Genomic DNA, 21,742 nt, shown 5'->3' with positions numbered 1-21,742 from the left:
AGATGCGAAGGAAAGCCGCCTCGCCTCGGGGCCAGATGGCTCCGCCGACAGAGGCGGCGTCATGATCCGCGAATCACCCACTTCGGGCCTAATCCTGCGTGACGAGTCTCTGAACAAGCGAACAGCCGTGGAAACTGCTGTGGCGCGACATGCTCTTTTGCCGAACGGCGTCCGATGCACTGCTGCCAGACGGAACTCCGCCCCGAGACCAAGATCTATGAGCATCTGAAACTTGGCCTAGCAAGCGCAGACGCGCAATGAACAGCTCTGGCGCCGCCAGCCCGGGGTCACATCATTATGAATATCCGCAGACCCTTGCGACACTTTTCCAATTCAGTATTTCCCAGAAAGCATTTAAGGCTAGACGTACAGATAATGTATTGTTCCAAGTTCCCTGAAACACAGTAATTGAGTGACATGAGTACCAATATAAAGCGCTTCCGTTCTATTCCTCTCCTTTTTGTCCTGTGCAGCAGTCTGTTTCTGGCAGCCTGTGAAAGCTCCGAGGAGAAGGCGCAGCGCTATTTCCAGTCTGGCATGGCCTTGCTGGAAGCAGGTGATGAAGACCGCGCGCTGATCGAATTCCGCAACGTTTTCAAATATGATGGCTCTCACAAAGAAGCCCGCAAGACCTATGCCGACATCCTGGTCAAGCAAGGCAAGCTGCAGGAGGCCTACAGCCAGTATTTGCGGCTGATCGAACAATATCCCGACACCGCCGAAGTGCGTCGCACCCTTGCCGAAATGTCCATTCAGAACGGCAACTGGGACGAAGCGGAACGCCACGGAAAGGCCGCACTCGCGCTGACGCCCGACGATCCTCAGACCCGGGCCATCGGACTGGCGCTGGACTACCGGCAGGCTTCGGTAGACCAAGACAAGTCCGCCCGCGACCGGATCGCGGCTGAGGCTGCAGATCTGCTGGCCAGCCTGCGGGAAGGGAACGGGCCGGACAACATGGCGCTGGTGCGTATCGTGATCGACAATCTCGGTTCGGGCGAAGATCCGACCGCAGCCCTGCCCGCCATTGACGCCGCCCTGTCCCGCTCGCCCGAGGCGCTGGACCTGAACGTCATGAAGGCCCAGATTCTGGCGCAGTCCGGTGACACCGAGGCCACCGGTGCACAGCTGCAGCGCATGATCGAGATGTTCCCGGACAACCGCGAAATCCAGCAGGCACAGATAAACTGGTACATGGCGCAGAATGATATCGACGGCGCAGAGGCCTTTCTGCGCCAACTTGCCGGCGAGGACACCAGCGATACCACGGCCCATTTGAATGTGGTCCAGTTGCTGCAGACTGCCCGTGGCGACGATGCGGCACGCGCCGAACTGACCCGCCTGATCGCAGCCAATGGCGAGACGGATAATGCGCGGCTTTATACGGCGATGCTGGCCTCGATGAATTTCCAGACCGGTCAGACCGAGGGCGCAGTTGCAGCCATGCGCACAGCCCTCAAGGGGGCGGAACCCAGCGCACAGACCCGGCAGTTGCAGGTGATTCTGGCGCGCATGCTGCTCGCCACCGGTGCGCCTGCCGAGGCAGACACACTGCTGAACCAAGTTCTTTCAGAAGATGCAAGCAATGTGGCGGCACTCAAGCTGCGGGCCGGACAGTTGATCGACGCTGACAAGCCAGGTGAGGCAATCATCGCCCTGCGCACGGCGCTGAACCAGAATCCGCAGGATGCCGAAACTCTGACATTGATGGCCATGGCGCATGAACGCGACGGCGATACGGAGCTTGTGGGCGAACGTCTAGCTCTGGCGGTTCAGGTGTCGGACTCCGCGCCAGAGGAGGCCCTGCGCTACGCCCGGTTCCTGCTGAAACAGGGGCGCGATCAGGTGGCCATCTCCGTGCTAGAGGACGCCCGCCAGCGCGCGCCACAGAACCTTGAGGTGCTTATGCTGCTGGCGGAGGTTCACCTGCGCGCCCGTTCCTGGCCTGAGGCGCAGGGCATCGTGGACGCCTTGCGTGTAATCAACACACCCGAGGCACGGCAGGCAGCGCCGACGCTTCAAGCCGCAATCCTGCAGGGCCAGAACCGCACAGAGGACAGCTTGGCCGTGCTGCAGGCAGAGGTCGGCGAAAACGTCTCGGCCGCAGACCGGCAGGCCACCCGGTCCGTGGTGCAGATCGTTCAGACCCAGATCCGGGGTGGCAAGATCGAGGAAGCGCGTGCCTATCTGAACGGAATTCTGGAAAAATCCCCCGACAATCCGGACCTGCAACTGCTTGATGCCAACCTGCATGCCCTGATGGGTGATATGGACCAGGCAGAGGCTGGCTATCGCGCCCTGATCGACCGTTTTCCGCAGAATGACCTGCCGGTGCGCCTGCTGCTGGGGGTGCTGTCAGCCACCGGACGCCAGGATCAGATCTCTGAAGTGCTGCAGGCAGCACTTCAGCGGATGCCGGAGGCCGCCAACCTGCTCTGGATAGAGGCCAGTCTTCTGGAGCGTGACGGCGATTTCGACGGCGCGATCAAAGTCTACGAGATGCTCTATGCCCGCGACAGCAGCAATATCGTGATCGCCAACAACCTCGCCAGCCTGATCACGGCGCACCGCGACGATCCGCAAAGCCTTGAGCGGGGGTTTACCATCGCCCGGCGCCTGCGTGACACCAAGGTGCCGGCCTTCCAGGACACCTATGGCTGGATCGAATATCTGCGCGGCAATTTCGAGGAAGCGCTGAGTTATCTCGAACCGGCCGCGGCAGGGCTTTCCACCGACCCGATGGCCCAGTACCATCTGGGCATGGTCTATGCCAAGCTTGGACGCGATGCGGATGCGATCACGGCCCTGACCCGAACGCTGGACATGGCGGGCGGCAGCCCGTTGCCGCAGTTCGAGCAGGCGCGAAAGACTCTGGCCGAACTTTCAGGGCCTGCGACACCGCCCAACCCCTGATTTTTCTATTCAGATTGTTGCCCCCTCGGCACAATCGGGACAGGATCAGGGGGTCTGGGACGCCCTATGTCGGAATTCCTTTGAACTTATCGACACATACACCTTAAAATTTAGCTTATAACTCAAGAGGGCGCAGGCCCCGGGGAGACGGATCAGAATGACCTTTCTTAAATCGGTTCTGACAGGCCGCGCCACACGCACCCTGCTGCTCGCACTGGGGATTGCCGTGTTAACCACCGCGGAACTTGCCAAGGCGCAGGGCTACGGCGTTCAGCCCGGCGATACGTTGCGTATTGAGGTTCTGGAGGATCCCAGCCTCAACCGGACGGTGCTGGTGGGCCCGGACGGGCGTATCTCCATGCCTCAGGCCGGCAATCTGAATGCCTCTGGTCGCACGGTCGATGCGATTCAGGGCGAGCTGACAAGCCGTCTGTCTGGCGCCTTTGCCGCAACGCCCAATGTCTATGTCTCACTTGAACAGCTGGCTCCCAGGCTTGCCCCGTCCGTGCAATCTCCGACTGATGAGCTCATCGGCGTCTATGTGATGGGCGAAGCGAACACGCTTGGCCGGATCGAGGTCGAGCCCGGCACCAATGTGCTGCAGATGTTCGCGATGATGGGTGGTTTCACCAAATTTGCCGCAACCAAGCGGGTCCAGCTGCGCCGCACTGATCCCATCAGCGGCAAGGAAATGATCTACAAGCTGAACTACTCGGCGATCGAGTCTGGCACCGGCGGGAACGGGCTTACCACCCTGTTGGATGGCGATGTGATCGTCGTGCCCCAGCGCCACCTGTTCGAGTGACGCAGCAACCGGCCCCTCTGCAGGGACCGTGCCAGAAAATCAGGGAGTTCCGGGTGATGCAGTCTCCCATCAAGATGTTCGCACTGCCCCTCGCGCTGATTGCGGCAGGAGGCCTGAATCTGTCGGTTTCCGCCCAGTCCTATGACACGGGTGAAGTTTTCGACACGGGCGGGATCGAGCTGACCACCGGAGTCGAGCTGAGCGTCTCGTCCGAAGACAATCGCGCGCTGGAGACCACAAGCGCGGGGAACAGTACCGAAGCGCAGGCACGTCTGTCGTTCGGGCTGCTTCGCGAAACACAGGTCTCCCGCCTTGCTCTGGATTTAAGCGGAACCCTGCGCGCGATCGACACACCCGATGATACGTCGCAAAACAATGGCTTTGACACCCCGGGCGTGTCCCTCTCCTATGGACGCAGCAGCGCCAGTGCCCGCCTGGGCCTCAGCGCCTCTCTGCGCGAGTCAGAGCTGTCGCAGGATTATTTGGATGCAGATGGGCTCGATTATGTCACCGGCACCGCCACCCGTCGTCTGACAAATGCCGAAGCCAGCCTGAACTGGGGCGAGGACAGCTCCTTGGGCTTCGGTACCTTCGCCCGGATCGCCACGACCACTTATCGCGATGGCACCGCCAGCGGGCTGGACGGTGCGGCTCTGGATGACAGCACACGCCGCACCTTGGGCGCCACGTCCCGCATGGATCTGGATGCGGCGCGGCGCCTTGATCTGGGCCTGACATGGAGCGATTTCGAACAGGACACCATCCCCGACCGCCGCGAAACGCTGTCGCTGAACAGCACCTTGACGCAGGAGCTTGTTCGTGGCGCCCTGACCCTCGGGCTTAACGCCACCAGCACCGAAGAGGGAGAGCGTTACGGCGCCACCCTGGGCCGGTCGCTTGAAATGCCATCGGGACAGGTCTCCGGACAGATCGGCCTGAACAGCAGCGTCAGCGGCAACACCTACCTGAGTGGCGGGCTGGATCTGAGCCGCGATCTGGCACGCGGCAAACTGACGTTCGGTCTGTCCCGTGCCGTCTCCTCCAGCGACACGGATGACACCGAAGTGCTGCGCACCCAGGCCTCGATGGGACTGACGCAGGAATTGACGCCCATCTCAGGGATACGCTTTGGTCTAAACCTCAGCAAATCTGAAGAAACCGACAACGGCGCTCAGTCATCAAACGCGAATTTTGGCGTAACCTACAACCGCGAACTCCCCAGCGACTGGACCTTCGCAACAGGTTATAATCACCGCATCCGCGAAGATGACGCCGGCGATACAGCCCGTTCAAACCGGGTCTTCCTGCAGATGCAGCGCAGCTTCGTCACCCGTTTCTGACCGGCCCTGCGGGCTGCGCAACCTGTCTCTGCCGCACGCCCCATCGGGTCCTGACGCTATTGCGCCTTGCGGCCCATCTTCGCAAAGATCCGCTCATATGCTGCCAGCAGCCTAGGCGTGGTATGTGCCCAAGACAGGTCGTTCAGCACCCGGGCACGTCCCTGCGCCCCCATCCGGGCGCGCCGGTTTGGATCCTCGATAAGCTCAGCGATCTTGGTGGCGAAATCCATCGGATCATTGGCCCGGGCATAAAGCGACGCCTCGCCTGCGGAAACGCGCCCCTCGGTCAGGTCGAACTGCACCACCGGCTTTTCCAAGGTCATGTATTCCATGACCTTGTTCATGGTCGAAATGTCGTTCATCGGGTTCTTGGGATCCGGCGACACGCCAATATCGATCACGTTCAGCGCTGCCAGCAGATCAGGGCCATAAAGTGCGCCAGTAAAGGTGAAATAAGCGTCTAACCCCCGGTTGGTCACGTCCTGCTTGACCTCTTCCAGCGTCGGGCCAAAGCCGACGATGATGAAATGCACATCCGTTTTGCCCAGAGTGTGTATCAGGTGTTCGCCCGCCTGCACCAGAAGGTCCATCCCCTCCTGCTGGCCGATTACACCGACATAGCCCATCACCGCCCCGGCACCGCGGCGCATCTCGGCATTGCCGGGACCGGGCGTGAACGTCTCGATCTTCGGAGCAGAGCGGACGACAAACACATCCTCGGGTGCCATGCCGCCGCGCCGGATCGCGATGTCGCGGAAACTGCCGTTGGTGGCCATAGACACGGTGGCGGTCTTGAAGGTCAGCCATTCCCAGACCCGCATCACACCGTACAGCAGGCCGCGCTTGCCGAACTTGGCCTCGAACAGTTCGGGGCAGACGTCGTGATGGTCGAACATGTAGCGCACGCCCCAGAGCCGGTACCAGAGCGCCAGAACAAAGATCAGGTCCGGCGGATTGCAGCCTTGGATCACGTCGAATTTCTGCGTGTTCCAGACCTGCCGCGCCAGCCGGAACCAGTGCCAGACCGCCTGCCCCCATTCGCGCGCATAAGCCAGGGCGCCGGAATGGGCCTCAGGGGGTTCGAGGTGGCGGTAGATGTTCACCCCCTCGATCACCTCAAAGGGCTTGGTCCAGCCCCGCCCCATGGGCGAGATCACCGACACGTCGTAGCCCGCGTTGACGAGCGTGGTCGCCTCCAGCCAGACACGGCGATCCAGCGGAACCGGCAGATTCTCGACGACAATCAGAATATGGCGGGCTTTGGTCGCTGTCATCGGGTTTCCTGAAATCATAAAAGGGGTGAACTAGCTCTACCCCAATCAGTAAAAGACTGGGTTTCAGGATGAAAGCGCTTTCGCACCTGCAGCCTGCGCTGGGCGGGGTTCTGGGCAGACTTATGGCATCATCTGCGCCCTGACAGCCAGAATGATGGCGATCCAAGGATCGGCCAATGATCAGGCTTGACCGCTGCCCGAACGGACCCCCCTCAGAGCCGACCCAAAAGCGCAGAGACCCATAGCGCGATGGTGCTTGCATGGTTCTGACGATAGAGACCCAGCCGCGCAAGGCCGGACAGGCGCCCCCAGAGACCAGAATTATGCACCTTGGCAAAGCGTTCCAGCCGGGCGCGGTTCTGCGGCGTCAGCCGATGGGCAGAGGCGGTGAGCGCGGCGATATTGATCCGGTTCCACTTGCGGAAATCGCCTCGCAACAGCTGATATATCCGCCAGAGGCGCGCCCAAGTTGTGTCATTGGCGCCGATCTGATTCACCCCATGCTGACGATAGAGCAGCGACGGCGCATCGTCATGCGCCACCCAGCCCCCTGCACCGGTGACGATCTGATAAAGCCACCAGTCATGCACCACGACCTCCTTGACCTCAGCCGCCGCCGCACGAACCAGCGCCGCAGCGGCTGGGTTCAGCAGGATCGTGTTGCCCGAAGCGATATTCTGGACCAGCGCGTTGCGAAACCCCGTCGGACGCGGACGCGGCCTCGACAGACGGCGTGTGGTCAGCGTCTCGTCGGTGATCCAGGTCCGGCTACAATAGAGCCCCGGGCGCCCTTTGGGCAGATCGTACAGTGCGGCCACGCCACGCGACAACTTATCGGGGAGCCAAACGTCATCCTGATCGCAAAAGGAGATCCAGGCACCCTCGAGCAGGTGATCCCCGGCGCGGCGGATCAGTGACAGGAAATTGTCGGCAGAGTTGCCCCGACGTGGGCCCTCCATGCGGGTCAGCTGATGTGCCACGGCAAAGCGGTCGAGTTCAGAGTCGCTGCCATCTGTCGATCCGTCGTCGCTCGCAAGCACCTGCCAGTCCCTGTGGTCCTGAAGGGCGATGCTATCGAGCTGTTCGCGCAGATGGCGCCCACCGTTGTAGACCGCCATCAGAATACCGATATGCGGCGCCCCATCCGTCATACAATGATCAGGGCTGCCTGCGGCTCTGAGCCGGCAGACTGGCAAGGTAAGCGCCGTAGTCATTCTTGGAAAACAGCGCTGCCCGCTCCATCAGCGCCGCCTCGTCAATCCAGCCTTGGGCAAAGGCGATCTCGTCCAGGCAACCGACCTGCTGGCCTTGCCGAGTTTGCAGCGTGCGCACGAAATTGCCCGCATCCAGCAAGCTGCCATGGGTGCCGGTATCGAGCCAAGCATAGCCGCGGCCCATCAGTTCCACCGAGAGCGTGCCGTCATGCAGATACATTTCCAGCAGGGTAGTGATCTCAAGCTCTCCGCGCGCCGAGGGCGTGACCTGACGGGCCCGTGCCGGGGCTTCGCCGTCGAGGAAATAGAGCCCGGTCACAGCATAGTTCGACGCAGGCGCCTTGGGCTTTTCCACGATCGACACGGCGCGGCCATCCGCGTCGAAATCCACCACGCCATAGCGTTCGGGATCGGCCACTCGGTAGCCAAAGACGGTTCCGCCCACCGTCTTGGCATCTGCCGCCGCCAGCTGCTCGGGCAGGCCATGGCCGTAAAAGATGTTGTCCCCCAGAACGAGCGCGGAGGGAGCACCATCAAGAAAGTCCTCGGCCAGAAGATAGGCCTGAGCAAGGCCATCGGGCGAAGGCTGCACCACATAACTGAAGTCCAGCCCCCATTGGGAACCATCCCCCAGAACGCGGCAAAACTGGTCCTGATCCTGCGGCGTGGTGATGATGCAGATTTCGCGAATGCCGGCCAGCATTAGCGCCGAGATCGGATAGTGGATCATCGGCTTGTCATAGACCGGCAGCAGTTGTTTCGACAAACCCATGGTCACGGGATAGAGCCGCGTGCCCGAGCCGCCGGCCAGGATGATGCCCTTGCGGGGTTTGCTCATGTCGTTCTCTCCAGCTCTTTCAGCACCCGGTCCAGCCCGGCCTGCCAGTCCGGCGCGTCGATGCGGAAAGCCGTCTTGACCGCGCCACAGTTCAGCCGGGAATTGAGCGGCCGTGCCGCCGGTGTCGGATAGTCGCGTGTGGGGATGCCACTCACCCGCACGCTCCGCCCGGCCCGTTCAAACACCGCGCGGGCAAACTCCGCCCAGCTAACCCCAGGCTGGCCACCGAAGTGGTAGATGCCAGATTTTGATGCATCCTGCTGCAACTGTGCCGCGATGCTCAGGCAGGCGGCAGCGATGGCCTCCGCAGGGGTCGGCCCGCCGATCTGGTCGTCCACCACGTTCAGCGCATCACGGGTCTCTGACAGGCACAGCATGGTTTTCACAAAATTCGTGCCATGGGCCGAAAACACCCAGGAGGTGCGCAGGATCGCATAGGTCCCACCCGCCGCCACGATCTCCTCCTCACCCGCCAGCTTGGTGCGGCCATAGGCGTTCTGCGGGGACACAGTGTCCGTTTCCCGCCAAGGCGCTGTGCCAGAGCCGTCAAAGACGTAATCAGTCGAGATATGCACAAAAGGAATACCCAGATCGGCACAGGCCCGCGCCATGGCACCGGGGGCGTCGCCGTTGATCACACCTGCGGCGACCTCTTCCGCCTCAGCGCGATCAACGGCGGTCCAGGCGGCAGCGTTGATCACCGCATCAGGTCGGTGCGCAGCAATCGCGGCGGCGCAGGCGGCGGGGTCGGACAGATCGGCGCTGTCACGCCCCAACGCGATGATATCGGCCTGGCGCTGCACCTCGCTCGCCACCTGACCGGTCTTGCCAAACATCAGGATCTTCATGCCGTGCCCAGCCGCTGGCCCACGCCGGCGCGGTCCTGCAAGGCGCGCCACCAAAGCTCATTTTCGAGATACCATTGCACGGTCTTCTCCAGCCCCTCCTCGACTGTCACCGAGGGCTGCCAGCCAAGTTCGTTGCGGATGCGGCTCGGATCGATTGCATAGCGCGCATCATGGCCCGGGCGGTCTGCGACAAAGGTGATAAGATCACTGTAGGGTCCTCTGTCGCGCGGGCGCTTGGCATCGAGCAGCGTGCAGATCGTGCGCACGAGATCGAGATTGCTGCGCTCGTTCTCTCCACCGATATTGTAGCTTTCGCCCAGAATGCCCTTTTCCAGCACCAGCAGCAGGGCATCGGCATGGTCCTCGACATAAAGCCAGTCGCGCACGTTCAGACCCGCACCGTAGATCGGGATGTCCTTGCCCGCCAGCGCGTTCAGGATCACCACTGGCACCAGCTTTTCAGGGAAATGATAGGGGCCGTAATTGTTGGAACAATTGGTCAGCACCACCGGCAGGCCATAGGTTTCCCCCCAGGCGCGCACCAGATGGTCGGATGAGGCTTTGGACGCTGAATAGGGACTGCGCGGGTCATAAGGCGTGGTTTCGCTGAACTGCCCGGTGGGACCCAGAGAGCCGAACACCTCATCGGTAGATATATGGTGAAAGCGGAAATCCTTCGGCCTGTCGCGGCCCACCCAATATGCGCGCGCCGCCTCAAGCAGGTGAAAGGTGCCCAGAACGTTGGTTTCGATAAAGGTGCCCGGACCGTCAATCGACCGGTCCACATGGGATTCCGCGGCCAGATGCATCACCGCGTCGGGCTGATGCTGCACAAACACCGCATCCAGCGCCGCGCGGTCGCAGATGTCGGCCTGCACGAAGGCATAGTTTGGGCTGTCCGCCACCGAGGCGACGTTGTCGAGACAGGCGGCATAGGTCAGCGCATCAAGGTTCACGACCTCATAGCCGCGCGCGATGGCCAAACGCACCACTGCGGATCCGATGAACCCGGCACCGCCGGTGACCAGAAGCTTCATTGCTCAGCCCTCCCAGACAAAGGGTGACTCGAAATCCGCAAGCGCGGGGGCGCGGGCGTCCTTGTCCGACAGGACAGGCATTTCCTCAAAACCCCAGTCGATGCCGCAGCTGTCCCAGCGCACCGCGCCGTCACAATCAGGCGCATAATAATCGGTGCATTTATAGACGATTTCGGTATCCGCCGCCCGTGTGATGAAACCATGCAGGAAACCTGCGGGAATCAGCAGCTGTCGGCCAGTCTGAAAACTCAGCTCGACCCCGACCCACTGCCCGTAGGTGGGCGATCCGCGTCGGATGTCCACCGCCACATCGAACAGCACGCCGCGCCCGCAGCGCACCAGTTTCGCCTGGGCATGGGGCGGCGCCTGAAAATGCAGCCCGCGCACCGTGCCGCCCTGGGCCGACAGCGAATGATTGTCCTGCACAAAGGCATAGTCCAGACCTGCCTCGGCCATGCGCTGCGCATTCCAGCTTTCGGAAAAGAAGCCACGTGCATCGCCATGGCGGGCGGGGGTCAGAATAACGACACCGGAAAGGGAGGTCTGTTCAATCTGCAATGGAGCCTCTTACGGGTTACTGTTTACTTATGGGCAAGTGTTGCCAAAAACTGTTCTCCGCCACCAGTGCCAAAGGACAGACACTGCGCAAGTGTTACCCTGACAGCACCTGTTCCAGCTCCCGCACGAGCGCGGCACGCAGGCGTTCGCGTTCATCCAAAAGGGCGGCGGTGCTGGCGAAAAGCGTAGCAAGCCTCTCTTGCGTTAAGAGATGTGCCTGAAGCCGGTCATCGGTCAGAGTGAAATTGGCAATTCTGCCGACCGCTTTCTCCGCGCCCAGACCGTAAAGATTGAGGAAGCTCGCCTCCGGCACCACATCACTTACCCGGTGGGTGGGACCGCCAATGTAAAGCGGTCCCACCCCGGGCGCAAAGGCATCAAAGATTTTTTCCGAGACAGAATTGTCTTGGTGGGTTTTCTCTATCGCCGAGTGAGGTGCTCCCTATTCCTTGGACAGGATCTGGCGATTTTTAAGCTTTGATCTGCTCCTGCTGATCGGGTTGCGTCGCTTCGACTTGCAGTGAGTAAACCACCGCTGGTGGCTGGACGCCAAGGGCTTTGTGCGGTCGGCGCTGATTATAGAACTCCATCCACTTTCGAACACCGGCGGGGGCTTGAGATCCGGGCTACAAAGCGTGCAGATAAACGCACTCGTATTTCAGGGTGCGCCACAAACGCTCGATGAAGATGTTGTCCAGGTAACGACCCTTCCCGTCCATACATGAGAGGGGAGATGCCGACGCCGGACCGACGCAGACAGTCAGTCCAGACAAATGACGTGAACTGAGATCCCTGATCGCTGTTTATGATGTCCGGCGGTCCGAACCGATAGATGGCTTCGTTCAGCGCGTCGACGCAGAAGTGCGCGTCCAGCGTGTTCGAGATCCGCCATGACAGGACCATTTCGGGTGTGCCAGTCCATGATCGCCACCAAATAGAGGAACCCGCGACGCATCGGCAAGTATGTAATATCCACGCACCAGACCTGATTGGGCCGGTCCACCCGCAGCCCGCGCAGGAGGTAAGGGTAGGTCTTGTGCCATTTCGTCGGCTTGCTGGTGTTCGGCTTCTGATAGATCAGCATGAGTCCCATCAGGCGCATGAGCCGACGGATGCGTTTTTCGTTTACCGCATGGCCCTCGTTGCGCAGGTGCCATGTCATCTGACGAACGCCAAAAAAGGGCGTTTCCAAAAACTGCACGTCGATCAACCGCATCAGCGCGAGGTTTTGGTCCGTCTCACCCTGCGGCGCGTAGTAGAACGAAGACCGAGGGATCTTTAGCAACGCACACTGCTGACCGATAGACAGGTCCGGATGGCCGCGCTCAATCATACCACGCCTCACTTCCCGCCCCAGGGCTTGAGCTTTCTTTCCAAAAAAGAGTAGGCTACCGCCAGCTCCCCGATCTTGGCGTGCAGGTCCCTGACTTGGTCTTCATCGATAACCGGTGCCTTGCGGCTGCCGCGCTCGAAAACGCCGGATGCGCCCTCTAGCAGCGCGCGTTTCCACTGATTGATCATCGTCGGATGCACGCCGAACCGGCTCGCCAACTCCGACACCGTCTCCTCGCCTTTCAGCGCCTCCAGCGCCACCTTCGCCTTGAATTCACGGGCGTGCTGCTTTCGTTTCGACATCTTCGATCTCCTTCGTGTGAAGATCACCAGACAGCAAATCAGAGCTTACGTCAGTGTCCAGCTTTCGGGGGCACCTCAGATCAAAAAGCGCCTCCGTGGACACCACGGGTTCGCCAAGCTCGAAACTCTGACATGCTGAAGCACCCAGAATCGAGGCGGGTGCAAGGATCGCAATACCTGAATCGCGCTCAAGACCGACATGTTGTCCATCACCGCGATTGAGGGTCCGGAAAACCTTCACATCCGCGCCAAAATAGGCATGCCATGAATAATGAACCCAATAAACCTGCCCGACATGGGCAGAATGAACGGGAACTGGCCATCACACGCAAGAACAGCTTCTTCGCCGGGTCGGACGGTGGTGGCCGGATATGGGCCACAATCGCGACGCGGCTACAGACCTGTAAAATGAACGACGTCGACCCTGTCGCCTGGCTGACCCTGGCCTTGGGGAGCATAGCCAACCAGTGGCCCAGTGCGGAAATCGATGCTCTCATACCATGGAACTACAACGCCTAAACGGCCATGCCTTCCCGCTTACGGAACATCTGTGCCCCACCGCCACATGTCTCACGCCTCAGCTGCGCGCGTAGACGTCTTCATAGCGAATGATGTCATCCTCGCCGAAATAGGAGCCTGTCTGCACCTCGATCAGCACCATCGGAACCTTGCCGGGGTTTTCCATCCGGTGCACAGCGCCCAGCGGGATATAGACCGACTGGTTTTCGGTCACGAGCTTCACGGTCTCGTTCACGGTCACCTTTGCCGTGCCTTCGACCACGATCCAGTGTTCCGACCGGTGGTGGTGGCTTTGCAAGCTCAGCGCAGCACCGGGATGCACGACGATGCGCTTGACCTGAAACCGGTTGCCGATGGCCAAGCTTTCATACCAGCCCCAGGGGCGATAATCGCGCGGTAGCTGCACCGCCTGAACCACTCCTTTGGCCTTGAGCGCTGTGACCGCCTCTTTCACCCGCTGGGCTTCGGATTTATGCGCCACGAGAACGGCATCATCCATGGCCACCACGATGATGTCCTTGAGTCCTATTCCCACCACCTGCAGGCGCTCGGATTCCGAGCGCAGCAGCGTGTCGCAACAGCCGATCGCCGTTGCGCGATCAGCTGCGACATTGCCCTCTGCATCAGGGCCGGATCCCAGCCAGACTGCATCCCAGCCACCCAGATCCGACCAACCCGCGCGATAGGGCATCACGGCAAGGTTGTCGGCCTTTTCCATGATCGCGTAATCGACTGAGATATCCGCAATCTTCCCCCACGGATCCGGCGCAAGTCGGGTAAAGCCAAGATCGATCATTGCCCCGTCTAGGGCGGCGCGCACACCCGTGACCAGTTCAGGCGCATGTTTTTCATAAGCGGCGCAAATGGTCGCCGCCGTGAACAGAAAGATCCCCGCGTTCCAGAGAAAGTTGCCAGCGGCCATCATCTCGGCCGCTCGGGCCGCGTCAGGTTTCTCGACAAAGTGTGCAAGCTTCTGTGGCGCATCGGCCTCGGCGCTCGCCCCCGCGGCCAGTTCAAGATAGCCATAACCGGTCTCTGGTCGGTCCGGGCTGATGCCGAAGGTGATCAGATCGCCGCCTTTAGCACGCGGCACGGCGGCCATCACGGCAGCGCGAAAAGCAGACTCATCCGGGATGACGTGATCCGAGGGTGCCACCAGCATCAGCGCCTCTGGATCCTGCGATTCGAGAAACAGCGCGGCGGCCAGAATCGCGGGCGCGGTATTGCGCCCTTCGGGTTCGATCATAATGACCGACGCCGCCTGTTTGATCGCCGCCAGCTGCTCGGTCACGATAAAGCGGAAGGGATCGCCTGTCACCACCATGGGCGCGGTGAACCCCTCGCCGGACAGACGTTTGGCAGAAGCCTGAAACAGGCTTTCATCGCCCATGAGCTTGGCAAATTGCTTGGGGTAGGATTTGCGAGACAGCGGCCAGAGACGCGTGCCGGAGCCTCCACAAAGCAGAATGGGAGTGATCATCTGCGAGCCTTTCTCAATGAGATGTGACCTTACATCTAATTTTCTGTTGCCAAGATAGAAACTCAAGTCCTGTCATTGTCAGCCATCTGCATCGTGATGGCAACGATACCAGATCCCCCAATGCCTTGCCTGATCGGCCCCGGATAAACGCCGCCCCGGGCCATCAGGGCCCAGACGATGCACGCCATTTTTTTCGCGAGCGCCACCTGTACCAGCATTGGCGCCTTGCGTGACAACATCTCGGCAAAGCATTGCGGCACGCAATGTCCCGAGAGGGTCGTCGTGGCCTCACGCCAGAGGCGTGTTTTCAGCACAACGCCGCAAAATCCCGGGCCTTGCGGAAGGTCTCGGGCGGCGGCGCAAGGGTCTCGATGGCCGTCGCGATCAGCGGGCCGATACCGGGCACCGTCATCAGCCGCCGCGCCAATTCGTTCTCCTTGGCACGAAGGGCGATCTCGGTGTCAAGCTTGCCGATCTCTGCCTCCAACTGCGCCAGTGCTGCGACCAGAACCTTGGGCGTAGGGTTGGCGTCGGCAGGCAGATCGCATTTTGGATCTTCGATGATTGCAATCAGCTTCGTCGCGTTGGCCCCCGCTTATGGTACGACCTGTCCGAACTCGCTCAAATGCCCTCGTAGTGAATTGATGGCCTGGGTCCGCTGCCGGATCAGAAGCTCGCGCACGCGAAACACAATCGCCGCGCCTTGGGTTTTCTCGCTGCGCGAACGGCTTGAATCCTCACAGATCGCCTCGGCATCGGCCGCATCGTTTTCCCGGCCCACCTCACTCTGGCGCTTCACGAAGGATTTGACGTAGGCGGGTGGCGGCGCCGTAGGGTCGCAGTTTGTCCGTAATGTTCCTCTTGGGCACGAAGCCCAAGCGTTTCATCAGCTTGACCAAAAGCCGCTTTGCGGCGCGCTTGTCTCGCCTCGATTGAAGTATTTGTTCAATAAAAAAAAGTTTTGGTCGACTTCGTGCCAGATCCAGTATGACCCGCCCGCAATCGTCACTACGTCTTCGTGTAGGTGCTAGACGTCGCCAGCGCACGGCTCGCGTTGCCTTAGAACGTGGGCGATCAGGGGGCCTAATTTGACGGTCCAACGCCGGATCGTCTCCTACGAAATGTCTACGCCCAGATCAATGAACCGGCAACTTCAGGCGCGTTAACGTGACAACACCCCTGTTGAGTGCCATCACTTTCACGAAGTCAACAGGCAGGCCCAAAGCGAGGTTAGAGCGTGTCGCCCCTGATCGGATTCTGGATTCCCATTGCGATCCTCCTGTGATTCCATGCCTGGAGGCAGATATGGGGGTCAGAGATGGGTAAACCGCATCCTGTTGAGTTGCGTGAACGGGCCGTTTCGCTTGTCGAGCAGGGCAACACGCACACCGAGACGGCGCGCCGGTTGTGTGTTTCGATCAAGTTCGTCAACGACATGGTGCGCCTCAGGCGCGAGACCGGGTCGCTTGCGCCGAAGCGGCAGGGCAATCCCGGACGCGGTAAGCTGACAGGTGTCACGGATTGGGTGCAGAACAGGATCACGGCGCAGCCCGATCTGACAATTGACGAGGTGGCGGCGGAACTGGCCGCAGAGCACGGGGTGAAGGTGCATCGCTCGTCCGTCGGTCGGCTATTGCTCAGGCTCGGGCTGTCACACAAAAAAAGACTTGCAAGCGCTTGAGTAGAAGCGCAGTGACGTGGCCGACCTGCGCCGCATCTGGATCGGCAAACGCCAGTCCTTCATGGCCAACCATCTGGAAAGACTGGCCTTCATCGACGAAACTTCTATGAAGACCAACATGGCCAAGACCACCGGCTGGGCTCCGCGCGGGCAGCGCCTGGTCGATCACGCACCGTTCGGACATTGGCGCACCCAGACGTTCATCGGCGCCCTGCGCCATGACCGGCTCGATGCCCCCTGGGTGATCGACGGCGCGATGAACGGCGAGATGTTCGACCTCTATATCAAAACCCAGTTGATCCCGACGCTGCGCGAAGGCGACGTAGTCATCCTCGACAACCTGTCGAGCCACAAAAGCCCCGCTGCCTCCAAAGCATTGCGCGACATCGGCGCGTGGTTCCTGTTCCTGCCGCCCTACAGCCCCGACCTCAACCCCATCGAAATGGCATTCTCGAAGCTCAAGGCCTTGATCAGAAAAGCTGCCGCCCGAACCTACAATGAGCTTTGGCAGGCGGTCGGTCATGTGTGCGACCTCTTCAGCGACGAGGAATGCTACAACTTCTTCAAAGCCGCGGGATACCAAACCAATTAAACGCGACGCGCTCTAGCGCGAGGATTTTTCCCGCGCCCTTACCCAGCCGAGGAAAGCCGCATCGGCATTGCCCAGCCGCGGGCGCCCGGTGTTAACCCACCACTCCTGCCAGACCGCCTGCAGCATATAGACATCCGCACCGGGAGCGAGTTCGCGTGCGGCCTCAAGCGTGTCGGGTTTCAGCACCGGCGCGCCGCGGGTCTCTGTCACCGCACCGGCGCGTTCGAACAGGATCAGATCGCCGTCCTTTTCCGTCATGGTGTAATCGGGCAGATGGGCATCCTGGATCATGCGACGGATCGCAGCGCGAAACACCCGCACCGGCGCAGTGGATCCGGATTTCTTGTGCAGCACCGCCACAGACACCGTCCAGCCGGACTGGCGGCCGCAATGCTTGCGGGCGAGTTCATAGACCCGCCGTTCCAGCGGTTTGCGCAGGTGAAAATACACCCTGCTGAGCGTCAGCACCGAGCGGCCCAGCACCGCGCGGAACAGCCAGTCCGACAGGGTAACAGTCACGCTGATCATCCGCCCGCCACGTGAGCGACGCACAATCTCCCAACTCTCAATCAGACCAAAACCGCGCGTCGTCTCCTGGCCGCCGGTGGTGATATTGGTGGTGATGCGCGTACCGGCCAGCCGCTCAAAGGCTTCCTTGAGCCGGGTATAGGCATCACCGGATGTGTCGCGGTTGGTGGCCACCAGAAGGTCATGCGCTTTCAGGTTCAGCGTGCGGCTGATCGCGCGGCCCGCGTTCAGCCCGGCCATCAGCTGGCTCACGCAATAGATCAGCACATCCTTGTCATGGATTGTGGCGCGGCCCTTGACCGACGGGGTGACCTCGATCTGCAAGCCATTGTGCTCATAACTAAGCACCCGCCTGTCGGGCCTGGTGCTCAGCGAAAAGATCGGATGCTCCATCGAGCCGAGGTCATCCTTGGGGCTCGCCCCAAACATGTCGCAGACAAAGAAGTCTTCTGCCGGATACCGGTCAGGCAAAAGACTGCCCCCGTCCGCACCCGGGATCATATCTGATCCGGCCATCTGCCTGCCCTCGTCTGTCCTACGACTGCTCTGCCGCTGTGCCTGCCCCCGGTTATTCGCGCTATTCCGCTATCGGGGTTTCAGTGACACCTACCCTAGAGTTATCCACATCATGCGTCCAGCGCAGGGTGCGCTGCGATCCATGTATCAGAGTCGCCTTGTCGGGGGATCAGAGTCAGCCTAACGGGGGATCAGAGTCACCAATGATGGCTAAATTTTTCTCAAGCCTTTGAAAATAGGGATTTAGTAAGAGCACAATTTTTCTCGTAACATATATACTAACAAAAAATAACTTGGCTCTTCCGAAAAGGGGCCTGACATGTTGGCATCTGACAAGATTTTATCATTGAATTTGCTTGAAAAATTACAGCGTATGCGGGTTTTTCTTTAATGTAAGCCTTTTTATGGTATCAGAACATAAAGGGCGTACATTCTCCAAAAAACACTCAGACTTGGGCAAAGATACCTCAGGATTTATAAGGACCTGCAGTGATGAAATCCAACGCGCGGGGGCAGCTGCCTCCCTATTTCAACATCGATCCGGACGCTGCCCTGAGCCATCTGGGTGAGCCTGCCTCAACCAAGGGGTTCGGTGCTATCGCTCGGGCATGTGAGGCCGGGCGGTCTGATCTCGCTTCGCGCGGTCTTGAGGGCGGCGGCGGGCGTAGCCTGCGACTGTTCTCGACTTGGGAAATCACCCGCTATCTCATACCCGTGGCCACAGGACATTTCCGCCGGGTGCTAAAACAACACCCCGACCTGCCACAAGGGCGCAGCGAAACAGATGGCGGTGCCAAGTGGTTCACACTCGACGAGGTGCTGCGCCTGCGCGCACATTTCGGCATCGAAGGTTCCAAGGCCAAGGAGTATCTTCCTTACCGTCCCAAGGGCCTGCCGGCCAAGATGGTGGCTGTGGCCAACTTCAAGGGGGGCGTGGGCAAGACGAGTACCGCCGCACATCTCGCGATGTCCGCCGCCCTCGATGGCTACAAAGTGCTGGTGATCGACCTCGACTCACAAGGTTCGATGACCTCGATCTTTGGCGGTAAAGTGCGCGACGAATGGCAAACCGTCTTCCCGCTGCTCGCGCGCCATTACGCGCTGCACCTGCGCGGGGAAAACCAGCGCAGGCTTGACCGGGGCGAGGCACCGCTGCCGCTGGATGACACGCTTTCGGATGCTCTAGAGGTCAAGGCGCAGAGCCTCATTCATAAAACCCACTGGCCGAATATCGACCTGATCGGCGCGCAGCTGAACCTCTACTGGGCCGAGTTCCAGATTCCCGTCTGGCGCATGTCCGGACGTGGCTGGAAGCTTTGGGATGCCCTGACCGAGATGCTGGATGCGGACGGGATCCTCGATCAGTACGATGTGGTCTTTCTCGACACGCCGCCCGCGCTTGGATATCTCACCATCAACGGGCTGGCGGCGGCGGATATCCTGCTAGTGCCGCTGGGGGCATCGTTCCTTGAATTTGACTCCACCGGACGGTTCTTTGACATGTTGCATTCGACTTTTTCCAGTATTGAAGAGGCCGAAAACATAGCCGCTCGGGCGCTGGGGCGCGACGAGTTGTCGTTTCAGTGGGACGCGGTGCGGGCCGTGGTCACGCGCTATGACGGCAGCCAGCAGGCCGAGCTTGCCGCGCTGATGCAGGCGTACCTCGGCCAGACCCTGTCGCCGCACCGGCAGGATTTCACCGCACTGATCGGACAGGCCAGCGAGCAAGTGCAGGGCATCTACGAGGCGGATTACCGCGACTTCAACCGAGAGACCTATGTGCGCGGTCGCGAAACATTTGACGCGACCTATGCCGCCTTCAAGCAGTTGCTGATCGGGGCTTGGCGGCGCGATGCGCTCAGCGCTGAGGAGGCTGCAGAATGAGCCCCCTGCACCACCAGATACAAGGAGCCCTGTGATGGCCAAGCGCAAACGCCTGACCCCGGCAAACCCTGTCTATATGGAGGATCCCGCGGCGCAAGTGGCAGGCATGTTCACCCGGTCAGCCCCGATCGCTGATGTGGCCCGCGCGGCCTCCAACTCGGCCGCCTTCGAGGAGATGGCCGATACTCTGACCCGGGCACGCACAGAGGGCCGCATGGTCCTGAGCCTGCCGCTGGAGGGGATCGACATCGGCTATCTGGTGCGCGACCGTGTGGCAGTTGATGATGCAGAAATGGAGACGCTGAAGGCGTCGCTGCGCATACGTGGCCAGCAGACCCCGGTCGAGGTCGCTGATCTGGGCGGGGGGCGTTACGGGCTGATTTCGGGCTGGCGGCGCTGTCAGGCGTTGCGCCAGCTGGCCGATGAGACGGGCGAGGTGCGGTTTACCCAGGTGCTGGCGCTGCTGCGCCGGCCCGATCAGGCCTCGGACGCCTATCTCGCGATGGTCGAGGAGAACGAGATCCGGGTGGGTCTCAGCTATTACGAGCGTGCCCGTATCGTGCTGAAGTCGGTGGAACAGGGGGTCTTTGACAGCCGCAAAACGGCGCTGCAGCAGCTGTTTCACGCGGCCTCCCGCGCGAAGCGCTCCAAGATCGGCAGCTTTCTGGGGATCGTCGAGGTGATGGATGGTGTCCTGCGCTTTCCCGAGGCGCTGGCCGAACGCACCGGCCTGACTCTGTCGCGCGCGCTTGAGGACGATCTTGATATTGCTCGGCGCCTCATGCAGGCGCTCGCTGCTGAACCGCCCGAAACGCCCGAGGCGGAACAGAGGCTGATCCAGATCGCGCTGATGCCGCAGCCTACACCTCAAGAGCCCGCCTCGCGTGCCCCTGAGGCGGCACCTGTGACGCCTCAGGCACGGGTTATGCCCCCGCCGCCCGCCCCGGTCCCAGCTGCCCCTGTGGTGCCACAGACTGTACCACAGGGCATTCCCTCAAAGGGTGCGGGCGAAGAGATCGTGCCGGGTCTGTGGTTGCAACGGCATTCTGATGGGGCGCTGACCCTGTCAGGCCCGGGCCTGAACGAGGATCTGCGCCTGTCGCTGACGCAGTGGCTGCGGGGGGTGATTTAAATTTTGACCATATGGTCAATTGTTTCGCGTGCGAAACAAATCCGGCCACTGCCATGCGGAACGGTCTTTCCACAGGGGCCTGTTCAGATGTTGATGATGTTGCGGTAATGGCGGCGTAGAAGCAGCAGCCCCGGCGCCAATAGGGTCAGAGAGAGGCCAAACACATAGAGCGGTGAGACATAGCTGTTGTCATAGGTGGCATAGATTCCGCCGCGCATCTGGCCGATCACATGTACCAGCGGATTCCACCACAGCCAGTCGCGATAGGGCATGGGAACGGTGTCAAAGGTGAACAGCACGCAGGACACCATGAACATCGGCCGGTTCAGGATCGCCCATATCCGTTCCCAGATCGGATAGAGCGACAGCAGGTAACAGTTCAGCGTTCCTACAGATACGGCCAGAGACAGCGCCATGGAAAAGCCAAGTGCGATCTCCGGAATGTCCAAGATCACATCGATGTCATAGGCTACCAGAATACCGGAAAAGACCAAACCTGAGATCAGAAACTGCGTCATCGCATTGAGCAGGGTCCGCGCGATCATCGCATCGACAAAAGTCACACCCGGATAGAATAGAAGCTTGCTGGAAAACCTGAGCGAGTAGGCCACTTTACTCGATATATCCATGTAGGCCATGAACGGCATAATCCCCGAGGCAAAGAACAGCGCAAAGCTGGTGCCAAGGCTGGGGGCGTTGAAGGTGAAGGAAAAGATCAGGGTCATCAGCAGGATGCCGAGAACGGGTTCCATAATGGCCCAGAGATATCCCAGCGCCGAGCTGCCATAGGTGGTGGACATCTCGCGCAGCATTAGCGCCACGATCACGCGCAGCGTCACGAACCGGCGGTGTGGTGGACGTGCTGGCCGGGACGGCAGCTGGAAGGGGACAGATCGTGTCATGGCAGAGGACGGCCTCTCTTTAGCATCGCTAAGAAATTATTAATGC

Annotated in this window: 17 protein-coding genes and 4 pseudogenes; 8 read left to right on the top strand and 13 right to left on the bottom strand. The window is 60.6% G+C overall.

The annotated features are described in order from the left end of the window. Positions 1 to 417: 417 nt before the first annotated feature. From P775_RS06530 to P775_RS06520, 3 genes are all read left to right on the top strand, one after another. Positions 418 to 2,913 (top strand): tetratricopeptide repeat protein, encoded by a 2,496-nt coding sequence (locus tag P775_RS06530; RefSeq protein WP_099910222.1) that lies wholly within the window; start codon positions 418 to 420, stop codon positions 2,911 to 2,913. Positions 2,914 to 3,070: 157 nt separating this feature from the next. Continuing rightward, on the top strand, positions 3,071 to 3,718 hold the full coding sequence (locus tag P775_RS06525) for a polysaccharide biosynthesis/export family protein (protein ID WP_099910221.1): 648 nt from the start codon (positions 3,071 to 3,073) through the stop codon (positions 3,716 to 3,718). 56 nt (positions 3,719 to 3,774) lie between these two features. Continuing rightward, a complete protein-coding gene (locus tag P775_RS06520) occupies positions 3,775 to 5,058 on the top strand; it encodes a hypothetical protein (protein ID WP_099910220.1) in 1,284 nt (427 codons plus the stop codon). 56 nt (positions 5,059 to 5,114) lie between these two features. Here the strand turns inward: P775_RS06520 and P775_RS06515 are convergent, their stop codons facing one another. The 8 genes and pseudogenes from P775_RS06515 to P775_RS06480 all read right to left on the bottom strand — a co-directional run bounded on the left by P775_RS06515 (position 5,115) and on the right by P775_RS06480 (position 12,462). Further along, positions 5,115 to 6,332 (bottom strand): glycosyltransferase family 4 protein, encoded by a 1,218-nt coding sequence (locus P775_RS06515; protein ID WP_099910219.1) that lies wholly within the window; start codon positions 6,330 to 6,332, stop codon positions 5,115 to 5,117. Between the two features lie 212 nt (positions 6,333 to 6,544). Then, positions 6,545 to 7,483: a glycosyltransferase gene (locus tag P775_RS06510; RefSeq protein ID WP_099910218.1), complete on the bottom strand. Its 939-nt coding sequence runs from the start codon at positions 7,481 to 7,483 to the stop codon at positions 6,545 to 6,547. A gap of 7 nt (positions 7,484 to 7,490) precedes the next feature. After that, positions 7,491 to 8,384: a glucose-1-phosphate thymidylyltransferase RfbA gene (rfbA, locus tag P775_RS06505; RefSeq protein WP_099910217.1), complete on the bottom strand. Its 894-nt coding sequence runs from the start codon at positions 8,382 to 8,384 to the stop codon at positions 7,491 to 7,493. Then, on the bottom strand, positions 8,381 to 9,232 hold the full coding sequence (gene rfbD, locus P775_RS06500) for a dTDP-4-dehydrorhamnose reductase (RefSeq protein WP_099910216.1): 852 nt from the start codon (positions 9,230 to 9,232) through the stop codon (positions 8,381 to 8,383). Before rfbD ends, rfbA begins: the two co-directional genes overlap by 4 nt. Then, positions 9,229 to 10,269: a dTDP-glucose 4,6-dehydratase gene (rfbB, locus tag P775_RS06495; RefSeq protein ID WP_099910215.1), complete on the bottom strand. Its 1,041-nt coding sequence runs from the start codon at positions 10,267 to 10,269 to the stop codon at positions 9,229 to 9,231. The genes rfbD and rfbB overlap by 4 nt, the downstream gene beginning before the upstream one ends. A 3-nt stretch (positions 10,270 to 10,272) precedes the next feature. Next, positions 10,273 to 10,827 carry a dTDP-4-dehydrorhamnose 3,5-epimerase gene (gene rfbC / locus P775_RS06490; RefSeq protein ID WP_099910214.1) on the bottom strand — a complete coding sequence of 185 codons (555 nt, stop codon included), beginning with the start codon at positions 10,825 to 10,827 and terminating at the stop codon, positions 10,273 to 10,275. Positions 10,828 to 10,921: 94 nt separating this feature from the next. After that, positions 10,922 to 11,188: a hypothetical protein gene (locus P775_RS06485; RefSeq protein WP_143520835.1), complete on the bottom strand. Its 267-nt coding sequence runs from the start codon at positions 11,186 to 11,188 to the stop codon at positions 10,922 to 10,924. 109 nt (positions 11,189 to 11,297) lie between these two features. Then, positions 11,298 to 12,462: pseudogene (locus P775_RS06480) on the bottom strand (IS3 family transposase). A 309-nt stretch (positions 12,463 to 12,771) separates the two neighbouring features. Here P775_RS06480 and P775_RS06470 point away from each other — a divergent pair. Continuing rightward, positions 12,772 to 12,981: pseudogene (locus tag P775_RS06470) on the top strand (transposase domain-containing protein); the annotation flags it as partial. 58 nt (positions 12,982 to 13,039) lie between these two features. On the opposite strand, the gene P775_RS06465 reads toward P775_RS06470, so the two are convergent. From P775_RS06465 to P775_RS29770, 3 genes and pseudogenes are all read right to left on the bottom strand, one after another. Further along, positions 13,040 to 14,461, bottom strand: a complete 1,422-nt coding sequence (locus P775_RS06465) for a mannose-1-phosphate guanylyltransferase/mannose-6-phosphate isomerase (protein ID WP_099910212.1) — start codon at positions 14,459 to 14,461, stop codon at positions 13,040 to 13,042. 62 nt (positions 14,462 to 14,523) lie between these two features. After that, positions 14,524 to 15,284, bottom strand: a pseudogene (locus P775_RS06460) (transposase); the annotation flags it as partial. After that, positions 15,277 to 15,593: pseudogene (locus P775_RS29770) on the bottom strand (DDE-type integrase/transposase/recombinase); the annotation flags it as partial. The pseudogenes P775_RS29770 and P775_RS06460, both read right to left, overlap by 8 nt. Before the next feature lie 186 nt (positions 15,594 to 15,779). Here P775_RS29770 and P775_RS28465 point away from each other — a divergent pair. Together P775_RS28465 and P775_RS28460 are read left to right on the top strand one after the other, a co-directional pair. Further along, complete coding sequence (locus tag P775_RS28465; RefSeq protein ID WP_218967641.1) at positions 15,780 to 16,142, top strand: COG3415 family protein; 363 nt, start codon at positions 15,780 to 15,782, stop codon at positions 16,140 to 16,142. Between the two features lie 16 nt (positions 16,143 to 16,158). Then, on the top strand, positions 16,159 to 16,734 hold the full coding sequence (locus P775_RS28460) for an IS630 family transposase (protein ID WP_218967640.1): 576 nt from the start codon (positions 16,159 to 16,161) through the stop codon (positions 16,732 to 16,734). Positions 16,735 to 16,746: 12 nt separating this feature from the next. On the opposite strand, the gene P775_RS06445 is transcribed toward P775_RS28460, so the two are convergent. Further along, complete coding sequence (locus P775_RS06445) at positions 16,747 to 17,778, bottom strand: replication initiator protein A (RefSeq protein ID WP_099910211.1); 1,032 nt, start codon at positions 17,776 to 17,778, stop codon at positions 16,747 to 16,749. Positions 17,779 to 18,270: 492 nt separating this feature from the next. Here P775_RS06445 and P775_RS06440 point away from each other — a divergent pair, with 492 nt between their 5' ends. Both P775_RS06440 and P775_RS06435 read left to right on the top strand, forming a co-directional pair. Continuing rightward, positions 18,271 to 19,662 carry an AAA family ATPase gene (locus P775_RS06440; protein ID WP_099910210.1) on the top strand — a complete coding sequence of 464 codons (1,392 nt, stop codon included), beginning with the start codon at positions 18,271 to 18,273 and terminating at the stop codon, positions 19,660 to 19,662. A gap of 34 nt (positions 19,663 to 19,696) precedes the next feature. Beyond that, positions 19,697 to 20,794: a ParB/RepB/Spo0J family partition protein gene (locus P775_RS06435; RefSeq protein ID WP_099910209.1), complete on the top strand. Its 1,098-nt coding sequence runs from the start codon at positions 19,697 to 19,699 to the stop codon at positions 20,792 to 20,794. A gap of 83 nt (positions 20,795 to 20,877) precedes the next feature. On the opposite strand, the gene P775_RS06430 is transcribed toward P775_RS06435, so the two are convergent. Next, positions 20,878 to 21,696 (bottom strand): ABC transporter permease, encoded by an 819-nt coding sequence (locus tag P775_RS06430; RefSeq protein ID WP_099910208.1) that lies wholly within the window; start codon positions 21,694 to 21,696, stop codon positions 20,878 to 20,880. Positions 21,697 to 21,742 lie beyond the last annotated feature (46 nt).

The sequence above is a fragment of the Puniceibacterium antarcticum genome (assembly GCF_002760615.1).
Lineage (GTDB): Bacteria > Pseudomonadota > Alphaproteobacteria > Rhodobacterales > Rhodobacteraceae > Puniceibacterium > Puniceibacterium antarcticum.
The sequence above is the reverse complement of the archived record's forward strand: the minus strand, read 5'-3'. Positions and strand labels throughout refer to the sequence as shown.

Excerpts from the sequence above, each read along its gene's own strand:
- P775_RS06530 (WP_099910222.1), top strand. The coding sequence starts at position 418 with ATGAGTACCAATATAAAGCGCTTCCGTTCTATTCCTCTCCTTTTTGTC.
- P775_RS06525 (WP_099910221.1), top strand. The coding sequence starts at position 3,071 with ATGACCTTTCTTAAATCGGTTCTGACAGGCCGCGCCACACGCACCCTG.
- P775_RS06520 (WP_099910220.1), top strand. The coding sequence starts at position 3,775 with ATGCAGTCTCCCATCAAGATGTTCGCACTGCCCCTCGCGCTGATTGCG.
- P775_RS06515 (WP_099910219.1), bottom strand. The coding sequence starts at position 6,332 with ATGACAGCGACCAAAGCCCGCCATATTCTGATTGTCGTCGAGAATCTG.
- P775_RS06510 (WP_099910218.1), bottom strand. The coding sequence starts at position 7,483 with ATGACGGATGGGGCGCCGCATATCGGTATTCTGATGGCGGTCTACAAC.
- rfbA (WP_099910217.1), bottom strand. The coding sequence starts at position 8,384 with ATGAGCAAACCCCGCAAGGGCATCATCCTGGCCGGCGGCTCGGGCACG.
- rfbD (WP_099910216.1), bottom strand. The coding sequence starts at position 9,232 with ATGAAGATCCTGATGTTTGGCAAGACCGGTCAGGTGGCGAGCGAGGTG.
- rfbB (WP_099910215.1), bottom strand. The coding sequence starts at position 10,269 with ATGAAGCTTCTGGTCACCGGCGGTGCCGGGTTCATCGGATCCGCAGTG.
- P775_RS06465 (WP_099910212.1), bottom strand. The coding sequence starts at position 14,461 with ATGATCACTCCCATTCTGCTTTGTGGAGGCTCCGGCACGCGTCTCTGG.
- P775_RS28465 (WP_218967641.1), top strand. The coding sequence starts at position 15,780 with ATGGGTAAACCGCATCCTGTTGAGTTGCGTGAACGGGCCGTTTCGCTT.
- P775_RS06445 (WP_099910211.1), bottom strand. The coding sequence starts at position 17,778 with ATGGCCGGATCAGATATGATCCCGGGTGCGGACGGGGGCAGTCTTTTG.
- P775_RS06440 (WP_099910210.1), top strand. The coding sequence starts at position 18,271 with ATGAAATCCAACGCGCGGGGGCAGCTGCCTCCCTATTTCAACATCGAT.
- P775_RS06435 (WP_099910209.1), top strand. The coding sequence starts at position 19,697 with ATGGCCAAGCGCAAACGCCTGACCCCGGCAAACCCTGTCTATATGGAG.
- P775_RS06430 (WP_099910208.1), bottom strand. The coding sequence starts at position 21,696 with ATGACACGATCTGTCCCCTTCCAGCTGCCGTCCCGGCCAGCACGTCCA.